Below are 9,852 nucleotides of genomic sequence, written 5' to 3' on the forward strand. Positions count from 1 at the left end.
TAACCTGAGCGACTTAGTTTTTGCTGCGCTTTTTTCTGGCTTGAGATTTTGAGTTTTACGGCAACTGCTTGAGTTTTTTTGAATTACCTCTTGACAATCAAGACAGTCGCTACGTTCATCTTATATTTAATTCCACCCACCCACTTATAAGCAGATCAATGTCATCTTGTCAAGTATTTGAACAATCAATTCAGATTAAAGCTAGTGCCACGACGGTAGAGCGTTGTATCACGGATTTAGAGTTAATGCGTCGTTGGTTGAATCCATTGTTAGTTTGTGAACCTATCGGGGATTGGAAGACCGATATCGGTGGGAGAAGTCGTTTTTTGATTCAAATTCCCCTAATTCAGCCAACGCTGAAAAGTACGGTGATTGAGAGGGAACCGGGGTTAATTGTCTGGCAATTTGAAGGCTTTTTTCGCGGATGCGATCGCTGGGAATGTCAACCCAATGATGGCGGCACTTGTCTAATCAATCGTTTTGAGTTTGCGATTCCTAATCCGGTTGTGGGGTGGGGATTCCAGCAATTCGCCGCTAAATGGACTAAAAAGGATATGGAAGCGCAATTAAGACGCTTAAAACGAGTAGCCGAGGAAATTTATCTACTTTCAGCAGCAAGTTAAGCTGATGGGGTGGTAAGCGGGGGGTTTTGGGGATGGGAGAATACCCTCACCCCCAACAGCTAACCCCTGATCCCTAATCGATCGAGATCGACTGGGGACCGTTGCCATTATCCTGATTATTGTCGTTAAAACTGACTAATCCCTGCTGTTCTAACCATTTTTTGAGGGGATCGTCCGAAAGTTTCAAGCGCAGTAATCCAGAGGCAAAACCACCGAAAAAAGCGATCGGTTGTTGAATCAGTTCTTTAACAACGGGTTGTAATTCATCGAGAAACATCTTATTCTATCTCCTGATATTGTCACACCTATCAATGTTAAGTTAATTGAAGTGATTCTGTAAGACTAGCATGACTGAAACTCCCAACACGGTGAAAAAATCTTTCCGGCTAACCCCGTTTATTTTCCTAGGAATACTGCTCATCTGGCTAGGAATTAGGTTAATTGCTCCCGATAGCGTTAGTTTATTCGCCGGTACTCGTCCCGATTATTTGGGAGTCAGGGAGGGTAAACTGGCTCCTTGTCCGGTCACTCCTAATTGTGTTAGCAGTCAGAGTCAGGATCAGGCTCATTCGATCGAACCCCTTAGTTATCAGGGTAGCGGCAAAGAAGCGATCGAGCAATTAGCTAAAATTATCGCCTCCCAACCGAGAACTAAAATTATTAACCAAGATAGTAACTATCTCTACGCCGAATTTAGCAGTCAATGGATGGGATTTGTCGATGATGTGGAATTTTCTCTCAATCCTAGCAAAAATGCGATCGATGTTCGCTCGGCCTCCCGGTTAGGAGAATCGGATTTAAATGTCAATCGAGAACGAGTGGAAACCCTGAGAAAACTCTTTTCAGTGATCAGTAAACAGTAATCAGTAAACAGTGAACTGACTCGGAGAATAATATAAGAAAAATTATGTTTCGTCCCCAACCGATACCAGCAAAAGCAGGACAGGAATCCGTCTGGGATTATCCTCGTCCCCCGCGCCTAGAATTATCGCCTAAACACCTAAAAATCATCTTTAATGGTGTGATAATTGCCGATACTAAAAGCAGTTATCGAGTTCTAGAAACCAGTCATCCTCCAGTTTATTATCTACCGCCCCAAGATATTAAAATGGAATACCTGCAAGCCACAGCAGAAAAGTCTTTTTGTGAGTGGAAAGGTCTAGCGGGATATTACAATATCACCGTTGGGGATCAACAGGCAATTAACGTCGCTTGGTATTATCCGGATCCAACACCAGAGTTTCAGGCAATTAAGAATTATCTGGCTTTTTATCCTGCGAAAATGAGCGCTTGTTATGCCGACGGTGAATTAGTACAACCGCAGCCTGGCAACTTTTACGGGGGATGGATAACCTCCGATGTGGTGGGTCCGTTTAAAGGCGTTCCCAATAGTTGGGGCTGGTAATCACGTTAAGTAAGTAGTCGTGCAAAATTAACTTCTTGGTTAGGAAAGGCAAAAGGCAAAAGGCAAAAGGCAAAAGGCAGCTACTGGCCAAAATTAATTAATTTTCTCCCCAAAACCCCACACCCTACACCCTACACCCCACACCCCACACCCCACACCCCCTTAACTCCTAGTTTCTACTTTTTACGAGAAATTATGACTATATCCCAACCCGATCTAGAACCCACTTGGATGACGATTATTCGCCTCTTGCGCTGGGATAAACCCGCAGGTAGGTTAATTTTGATGATTCCCGCTTTATGGGCGGTATTTTTGGCGGCAGACGGTGTGCCACCGCTACCCTTGATCGGGGTGATCGTTTTGGGAACTTTGGCCACTAGCGCCGCCGGTTGTGTGGTTAACGATCTTTGGGATCGCGATATCGATCCACAAGTCGATCGCACTCGTAACCGTCCTTTAGCGGCCAGAGCTTTATCGATCAAGGTTGGTTTGATTATCGCTCTAATTGCTTTCTTTTGTGCCGCAATTTTAGCTTTATATCTCAATTTCCTGAGTTTTTGCCTATGTGTGGCCGCCGTTCCCCTGATTATCTGCTATCCTCTCGCCAAGCGTTTTTTTCCTGTACCCCAATTGGTTCTTTCTCTCGCTTGGGGTTTTGCCGTTTTAATCTGTTGGAGTGCCGTCACCGGGTCGTTAAATAGTAATACATTTATATTATGGGGAGCGGTGATTTTTTGGACATTGGCATTTGATACAATTTATGCTCTGTCCGATCGAGAGGATGATCTCAAGGTTGGTATTAACTCCAGTGCCATATTTTTCGGCAAATACGCTCCGGAAGCCGTGGGGGTCTTTTTTGCCCTGACAGTGGGTTTATTGGCTTGGGAGGGGCAAAAAATGCAGTTATCAGCCTTTTTTTGGCTAGGGTTGGGTCTAGCGGTGATCGCTTGGTTGCGTCAATACCGGCTGTTACGTCAATCGGACTTACCTAAACCAGTTTATGGTCAAATGTTCGGTCAAAATGTTTGGGTCGGTTTTATTTTATTAGCGGCTATGATTGGGGGAAGTTTGTATTAAAACTCCCCCAAGAATGTCCGTAGAGTCAGTTTGTCTATTTTGACTCTGATAATCCCATTACCGTAGCTGATGCGGGTTCACCAGTCATCAAAGCTACCCGTCTTTGAAAATTTTTCTCCACAGCAATGCAGGTATTTAATGGATCTAAAATACCCTTTCTGATTTCCCTTTCCCAAGAATAATTTCTTTCTCGGTGTTTAAATCTTGATAATTGCTGGGTGAAAACAGTAACCACTTGATAAATGATTTTTAAATCGTAAAGAGAGTCAATTTGAGAAATTTTAACCGCTAAAGCCCGAAATTGACGGGATATTTCTTGAGCTTGCTCTTGACTACAGCCATGGTCATGATGATAATAATTAACTACTTCTGCCATGTACTGAGCGTGTTTAGCGGCATTTTGAATACTAAGTAGGTGGGTGGAATTAAATATAAGATGAACGTAGGTTGGGTTGAAGCATGAAACCCAACGCCCCGATGGGTTACGCTACCGCTAACCCATCCTACAAATGATTGTGCCTCCCTACTTATGTTGAGCATTTTCCACAGGGGCAAGAAATCGATCTAATAATAGCTGTTGAGCGTAGGCATCGCGAAGGGAAGAATTAGAGATTATTTGCAATTCGGTCATTCTTTCTTCATGTTTACGGCGATTTTCGGCATAAATCTCCGTCAGAATAGTATCTAACAGCTTGGGAATTGGGTAAAAGACATCAATCATAGGAAAATTTAGCTTAGTTTGTCTAGAGATAAGAAACTCTATTGATAGAATTACCCAAAATTGTAGCAGTTATCTGAATAGTCAGGTACGATAAAATCAAGTTAGTAAATTACCGCCCCTTAACTAATGTCCAACTCGAAATCTAGTAGCGTTTGGGACCACAAACCCCGTTGGTGTCAACCTTGGTCGATTCTGTTGACAGGAATTACCCTGATTGCTGGCTGTTGGTTTTTAACCCAGCGTCTCTGGTTAACTCTACTCCTATCTATTCCTATACTCCTCTGGTGGTTTGTCTTCCTAATTCTTTATCCGCGGACGCTGCAGCAACAGTTAAACACAGAAAGAATCGGGGAAAGCATTAATTAAAACAGGAAAGACAGGACAGGGATTTTTATCCTGTAATTGACTACTTTCATCTCCGCGAAAAGTGTTCCAACGGAAAGGAGCTTTTTTTTCACTCGACATCCATAAAAGTCTTTTTGCTCGCGTCATCGCTACATACAAAAGTCGGTATTCTTCAGCTTTTTTAAGTTGTCCAGCTTCTAACCAAGCGCTTAAAGGTGGGGGAATAATTGGTATGCTGTCGGGGTTTAAATAGCGTTGATGAACTGCTGCTCGAATTTGCGCCCGGGCCACTTCTGCGAGGGTAAAATCTGCCAAAAATTTCGCCCCATTGGGAACCCAAGGTTTGCCCGGGATAATATCTTCGTGAAGAAAGGGAATAAAAACATAATCCCAGTCTAAACCCTTGGCTTTGTGCATAGTAATAATCGTCAGTTGTCCGGGACGAGTATAACAATCGTCGTTATCTTCTTCCACTCCTTCAAAGCGCTCAGAGGCGATAATTTCATTGAGAGTATTGATTGTATTTTTTAGAGAACTATTACCAGCAGTTTCCTGATAAATACGGGCGGTTAATTTTTGCAAAGTGGCTAATTCTGACCCCGAATATTGGAGAGTCATAGCGAAAAAAGACAGGAGTTGATAATGGGGTAATTCTAATCTAGCTTTTAGTAAACTGCAGCAATAACGACGGGCGATTTTTTCGTTAGATTTCAGTTCGGGATCGAGGGGAGTGGGATAAAGAAATTGTTCGGGATAGGTAACTAAAGGATTTAAGTCTTGGGCAGTAATTAAACCCCTAAATTGTAGCACTTCTAAAGCCGCTTTGAGATAATCAGGAGAGTGGGGACGTTCGACAAAAGCTAATAGTTTCAGCATTTCGGCGGGAATTTGGGAAAAGCGATCAATCTCGTTAGCTTCAAAAATTCTGATTTGATAACTTTTATAAAAATGGGCAAATTTTTGAGCAAAAAAGTGTCCCTGTCGATTTTCTCTAACGAGGATAGCGGCATTATGTTGAGGGTTTTCTTGGAGTAATTTAACTAGACGTTTTTCAATTAATTCCACTGTTTGATAAATATCATCAGGTTGATAAATTTCTAATCCTTTTCCCTCCTTAACTGGATTAGGTTGGGGATCTTCGGCGCTGACGGGAAGAATCGCTTGAACCCGAAAAGGAGCCTCGGTAACTTTATGATTATCTTTTCCCTGTTTCCAATCTCGATCGACCCATTGTAAAACTAAATTAGCAGCTTCAATAATTTTAGTATTGCTGCGACCTGCTTGGTTCATAGTGGATAAATTGCCTTCGTTTTGACAACTTTCACAAAACCAATTAAAGTAAACAGGATCGGCGGGGGTAAAGGTAGAATTAATGGCTTGATTGGGATCGCCGACGCGAATTAAATTAGGTATTTCCCCGTCATTATTTTTTGCTAAAATAGTAATTAGTTTTTCTTGGAGAGGACTAGAATCCTGTGCCTCATCTTCAAAGACTCCAAAGACAGATTTTTGCCATTGTCGGCGAATTTTTTCTTCCTCTAATACCCGCAAGGCTCCTAAAATCATGTCATCATAATCTATATAGTTTTTCTGACGCATCAGGATTTCATACTGTTGGTACAAACCACTAGCAATAGCGAGAATTTGATAATTATCGTCGGTGTAGTGGCTTAATTCCCAAACTTGCTGCGGTGATAATCCCGAACTTTTTAGCTCATGAATGGCCGTATAGGCAAGACTAGGTAAAATTTCGGTTCTCAGCACCGATTGACGGCGTAATCTTTCTGTTTCTTCCCCATCAAATTCCACTCCTTCTAATAACTTTTGATAACGAATTGGGTCGGCAATTAGCCATTTTTCCACCGAGTTTCTAATAATTCTGTGGCTAGGAGTCGGAATAACTAAGGTAGAAGATTCGAGGTCTAATCCCGATAATTCCGGGTAACGACGGGCCAATTGTAGGGCCAGTCCGTGCAGAGTTTGGACGCTGAAACCTTGGGCCGAAAGTTGTAAATCTTGCAAGCGTTGTTTAATTTTAGCTTTAATACTAGCGGCAGCCGAGCGCGTGTAGGTGACAATAATTAACTGTTTTTTAGCATGAAGTTGCTCACGAGCAATAACCATGGCGGCAGCTACGGCCAAACTGTGGGATTTTCCCGCCCCCGGCACCGCAGAAATGGCCATTTTTCCCCCTTGCCAATCGGCTAATTCCTGTTGTCCCGCGCGCAGTTGTTGCCGGAGACTGACCAGTAAATTTTCTCGATTAATTACTTTAGTTTCGCTCATTATTCTACGCCAATTTTATTTTTAGTTTAATTGTATTACTAATTATAGTTTCTTCTTAAACCAATTGCTGTAAAAGTTAGCTAGAGATAACTAGAATGGGGAGATGGGGTTTTTCAGTGAACAGTGAACAGTAAGCAGTAAGTAGGGAGGCACAATTATTTGTAGGATGGGTTAGCGGTAGCGTAACATGAGCGGGAGTTGGGTTTCATGCTTCAACCCAACCTACGTTCATCTTATATTTAATTCCACCCAACCACTTAATCAGTGAAAAGACAGTAGCGAAGTTTTCACCTAATACTGTCCACTTAAAACTGTAATCTGATCACTGATAACTGATATGTAGCCAATTTTGTTGTACTTCTACCCGAATTTTGCCGGTTAAGGAGGAAGTGGCATCGCGATTAACACCAGTAATGAGATTAACCACTGACTCAACTTCGGCAAAATTAGGCGATGAGGGTAAATATTGAGCTAAAAATAAACGAATCACCCGTCTTTGTATCGCTAGAGGTAGAATTTGTAAAGGGGAGCGATCGAGTCTTTGTTGATCTAGATCGATAACCCGACGAAAAATATCCCGGGCAATACTATCTAAATAATCGCTTTCGGCTTCCAAAATTTCGGCAGTTTGGGCGAGATGTTTTTCGATTTGGGGATTTAAATTAGTTTGCAGGTAGGGTAATAATTCCTGACGGATGCGATTGCGAGCATAGCGTAAATTCTCATTAGCTCGATCATACCAGATCGGTAATTCTCGACTTTGACAAAAAGCGAAAGTTTCCCCGCGAGTGACATTTAAGAGGGGACGGACTAAAAAAATATCTGGGGTTAAACTTGTCAACCAAGTTAAGGCAGAAAGTCCATCACTACCCGCCCCGCGCGTGAGATTATAAAGAAAAGTTTCCGCTCGATCGCTCCTCGTGTGTGCCGTGAGAAGATAATTAAAACCCTGTTCTTGGGCGATTGTTTGTAAAGCTTGATAACGCCATTGTCGGGCCTTGGCTTCCGTTTCCGCCATGGGGGGTGCGGTGGCAACATGAACGGGTAATTGCCAAATTTCGGCGATTTTCTGCACATGATCCACTAATCCTCGGTCCTGGGACCAACGGTGATCACAATGAGCGATCGCTAGTTGCCAACCCCAACGAGGGCGCAAATCCAGCAATAATTGCCCTAAACAAAGGGAATCCTGACCTGCCGACAATGCCACTAACAGAGACGCATTTTTAGGTAGTAATTGTCCCTTTTTCACCGTGGTTTCCAGACGAGTATGGAGAGGTGTCCAAAAATTAGCCAAAATTTTTAGATTTATTTACTTGACAAGGGTGTGGGAAGTATTTTCAGTGAACAGTAATCAGTGAAAAGAAATTAGCGAAGTTTTCACCTAACACTGTCCACTTAAAACTATAATCTGATAACTGATAACTGATAACTGATAACTGATAACTGATAACTGATTTAACCTTGCCAATTAACCCAATCTTGGGGTTTTAGGAAGACATCATAGAGTTTTGCTTCTGGGGTGTTTGGTGCAGGTTGATAACAGTATTCCCAACGGACTAAAGGAGGTAAAGACATCAAAATCGACTCGGTACGACCGTTAGTTTGCAGCCCAAAAATTGTGCCACGATCATAAACTAAATTAAATTCTACATAACGACCGCGACGATAGAGTTGAAACTGACGTTCTCTGTCACCGTATTCCGTCGAGCGCCGTTTCTGGACAATGGGAACATAAGCGGGTAGAAAAGCCCGGCCACAGTCATTAATGAAACTAAAAATTTCTTCCCAGTTGCGGGGTTGTTGGGGAGATAATTTTTCTGAATAGATAGCGGCATCACTTTCGGCAAAAGGACCCCGATAGAGAGGGTCTAAACCGTCTTGGTAATCAAAGAAAATCCCGCCGATGCCTCTGGCTTCCTGACGATGATTGAGATAAAAATATTCATCACACCAGCGTTTAAAAACGGGATAATATTCGGGATGATGTTGGTCGCAAACCTGTTTAAAAGTGCGGTGAAAATGACTAGCATCTTCTTCAAAAGCATAGTAGGGAGTTAAATCAGCGCCACCGCCAAACCACCAAACCGGACCTGCTTCAAAATAGCGATAATTGAGGTGAACCGTGGGAATATAAGGATTGTGAGGATGTAAAACCATCGAGGTTCCCGTGGCATAAAATTGATGACCGGCAGCCTCGGGCCGTTGTTTGGCAATGCTAGGAGGTAATTCTTTCCCCCAAACTTCCGAAAAATTCACCCCTGCTTGTTCAAAAATTGCCCCTTCCCGCAAAACTCGCGAACGTCCGCCGCCACCTTCGGGCCGTTGCCAACTATCTTCGATAAATTTTGCTTGTCCATCCACTTCTTCTAATCCCTGACAAATTTCATCCTGTAGGGATTTCATAAATTCACTGACGCGGCTACGGCTGTCACTGGCGGGCAAATTGGCAAGGGTGGGGGTTGTGGTGAATGCAGTCATACTCAAGGATCAAAGTTGATAACTCAGTGATTATATTACTACTGGGTGATGAAACGGCCGCTCTTCGATACTTAACTTAACATTTAGACGGATTGGGGGTTGGGAAGTGGGGGAGTGGGGAAGCGGGCAGAATAAATAAAAATAATCTCCTGACGACCGGCTCCTGAATTTCGCCAGAATTAGTCTCAATCAGGTTTTTTTAAGAGTTTTGCCCCACAGTTTTTACAAAAATTGGCATCTATATCGTGACGGGGTAAACCACAATCTGGACAAGGATAATCAATTTGAGTGCCAGATTTTAATAGTTGTTTAGTCAGATCGCTAATTTGCAAGGGAATTAACAAAACTCCCGTTAAAATCATTAAAACTGTCACCATTTTGCCCCCATCAGAAAGGGGAGTTACATCCCCAAATCCCACGGTAGTCATGGTCACAACGGCGAAGTAAAAAGCATCAAAAAATGTCCGATAGACTTGAGGATTAATCGGGTGTTCGATCTGATAAATTAAACCAGCATAGACAAAAATAATCGAGAATAGAGTTAGTAATATGCGAGTAAATACTATCTGATCGGAAGTTTTAATCCTAAAAATAGAGAGATCGGAACCAAAAAAACGAATCACTCGCAAAATTCTAAACCAGCGAAAAATTCTAAAAAACCTAATATCAAAAAAACCAAAAAATAGGGGCAAAATTGACAATAAATCTAGAATGGAAAAAATATTAAAAACAAAGCCTATTTTTGATTCCGCACACCAAAACCGAATTAAATACTGGCTCTTCGTTACCCTTTATGCTAAATCAACAGACAAGATGCCAAGACAACATACTTCTAACCCAAAAATTCCGAAAGTTTCTAAAGCCATAGGCTCTCCGTTTTATTAGTTTAAGTTTATTGTTGATTCCCTCGACCA

Annotated in this window: 12 protein-coding genes and 1 pseudogene; 5 read left to right on the top strand and 8 right to left on the bottom strand. The window is 42.3% G+C overall.

Annotated elements, in window-relative coordinates:
- Positions 1–158: 158 nt before the first annotated feature.
- Complete coding sequence (locus tag O9300_RS12295) at positions 159–623, top strand: SRPBCC family protein (RefSeq protein WP_287971891.1); 465 nt, start codon at positions 159–161, stop codon at positions 621–623.
- A gap of 73 nt (positions 624–696) precedes the next feature.
- Here the strand turns inward: O9300_RS12295 and O9300_RS12300 are convergent, their stop codons facing one another.
- Positions 697–900 carry a ssl0294 family protein gene (locus O9300_RS12300; RefSeq protein WP_002762986.1) on the bottom strand — a complete coding sequence of 68 codons (204 nt, stop codon included), beginning with the start codon at positions 898–900 and terminating at the stop codon, positions 697–699.
- Positions 901–970: 70 nt separating this feature from the next.
- On the opposite strand from O9300_RS12300, the gene O9300_RS12305 reads away from it, so the two are divergent.
- The 3 genes from O9300_RS12305 (at position 971) to O9300_RS12315 (ending at position 3,105) form a co-directional block, all read left to right on the top strand.
- Complete coding sequence (locus O9300_RS12305; protein ID WP_287971893.1) at positions 971–1,486, top strand: DUF1499 domain-containing protein; 516 nt, start codon at positions 971–973, stop codon at positions 1,484–1,486.
- 44 nt (positions 1,487–1,530) lie between these two features.
- Positions 1,531–2,028 carry a DUF427 domain-containing protein gene (locus tag O9300_RS12310; protein ID WP_002735494.1) on the top strand — a complete coding sequence of 166 codons (498 nt, stop codon included), beginning with the start codon at positions 1,531–1,533 and terminating at the stop codon, positions 2,026–2,028.
- Positions 2,029–2,223: 195 nt separating this feature from the next.
- Positions 2,224–3,105 carry a 4-hydroxybenzoate solanesyltransferase gene (locus O9300_RS12315; RefSeq protein ID WP_287971894.1) on the top strand — a complete coding sequence of 294 codons (882 nt, stop codon included), beginning with the start codon at positions 2,224–2,226 and terminating at the stop codon, positions 3,103–3,105.
- Positions 3,106–3,139: 34 nt separating this feature from the next.
- On the opposite strand, the gene O9300_RS12320 is transcribed toward O9300_RS12315, so the two are convergent.
- Entirely contained in the window at positions 3,140–3,481 is a 342-nt protein-coding gene (locus tag O9300_RS12320; RefSeq protein WP_287971895.1) for a hypothetical protein, read from the bottom strand.
- A 147-nt stretch (positions 3,482–3,628) separates the two neighbouring features.
- The gene (locus tag O9300_RS12325; protein ID WP_287971896.1) at positions 3,629–3,826 is read right to left on the bottom strand and encodes a hypothetical protein; all 198 of its coding nucleotides are present in this window, start codon (positions 3,824–3,826) and stop codon (positions 3,629–3,631) included.
- Between the two features lie 126 nt (positions 3,827–3,952).
- On the opposite strand from O9300_RS12325, the gene O9300_RS12330 reads away from it, so the two are divergent.
- Entirely contained in the window at positions 3,953–4,192 is a 240-nt protein-coding gene (locus O9300_RS12330; RefSeq protein ID WP_287971897.1) for a DUF6737 family protein, read from the top strand.
- Here the strand turns inward: O9300_RS12330 and O9300_RS12335 are convergent.
- From O9300_RS12335 to O9300_RS12355, 5 genes and pseudogenes are all read right to left on the bottom strand, one after another.
- Entirely contained in the window at positions 4,157–6,457 is a 2,301-nt protein-coding gene (locus O9300_RS12335) for an ATP-dependent helicase (RefSeq protein WP_287971899.1), read from the bottom strand. The genes O9300_RS12330 and O9300_RS12335 overlap by 36 nt on opposite strands.
- Before the next feature lie 322 nt (positions 6,458–6,779).
- A complete protein-coding gene (gene tilS, locus O9300_RS12340) occupies positions 6,780–7,754 on the bottom strand; it encodes a tRNA lysidine(34) synthetase TilS (RefSeq protein ID WP_287971903.1) in 975 nt (324 codons plus the stop codon).
- A gap of 161 nt (positions 7,755–7,915) precedes the next feature.
- Complete coding sequence (hemF, locus tag O9300_RS12345) at positions 7,916–8,938, bottom strand: oxygen-dependent coproporphyrinogen oxidase (RefSeq protein ID WP_002762975.1); 1,023 nt, start codon at positions 8,936–8,938, stop codon at positions 7,916–7,918.
- Between the two features lie 185 nt (positions 8,939–9,123).
- Positions 9,124–9,714, bottom strand: a pseudogene (locus O9300_RS12350) (ion channel); the annotation flags it as partial.
- A gap of 25 nt (positions 9,715–9,739) precedes the next feature.
- Positions 9,740–9,852: transposase (locus tag O9300_RS12355; RefSeq protein ID WP_185237766.1), on the bottom strand; the 113-nt coding region annotated here is incomplete at its 5' end.

It is taken from the genome of Microcystis sp. LE19-195.1E (assembly GCF_027532095.1).
Lineage (GTDB): Bacteria > Cyanobacteriota > Cyanobacteriia > Cyanobacteriales > Microcystaceae > Microcystis > Microcystis aeruginosa.

Coding starts and splice junctions, on each gene's coding strand:
- O9300_RS12330 (WP_287971897.1), top strand. CDS start 3,953: ATGTCCAACTCGAAATCTAGTAGCGTTTGGGACCACAAACCCCGTTGG.
- hemF (WP_002762975.1), bottom strand. CDS start 8,938: ATGACTGCATTCACCACAACCCCCACCCTTGCCAATTTGCCCGCCAGT.
- O9300_RS12320 (WP_287971895.1), bottom strand. CDS start 3,481: ATGGCAGAAGTAGTTAATTATTATCATCATGACCATGGCTGTAGTCAA.
- O9300_RS12315 (WP_287971894.1), top strand. CDS start 2,224: ATGACTATATCCCAACCCGATCTAGAACCCACTTGGATGACGATTATT.
- O9300_RS12325 (WP_287971896.1), bottom strand. CDS start 3,826: ATGATTGATGTCTTTTACCCAATTCCCAAGCTGTTAGATACTATTCTG.
- O9300_RS12300 (WP_002762986.1), bottom strand. CDS start 900: ATGTTTCTCGATGAATTACAACCCGTTGTTAAAGAACTGATTCAACAA.
- O9300_RS12310 (WP_002735494.1), top strand. CDS start 1,531: ATGTTTCGTCCCCAACCGATACCAGCAAAAGCAGGACAGGAATCCGTC.
- O9300_RS12295 (WP_287971891.1), top strand. CDS start 159: ATGTCATCTTGTCAAGTATTTGAACAATCAATTCAGATTAAAGCTAGT.
- O9300_RS12305 (WP_287971893.1), top strand. CDS start 971: ATGACTGAAACTCCCAACACGGTGAAAAAATCTTTCCGGCTAACCCCG.
- O9300_RS12335 (WP_287971899.1), bottom strand. CDS start 6,457: ATGAGCGAAACTAAAGTAATTAATCGAGAAAATTTACTGGTCAGTCTC.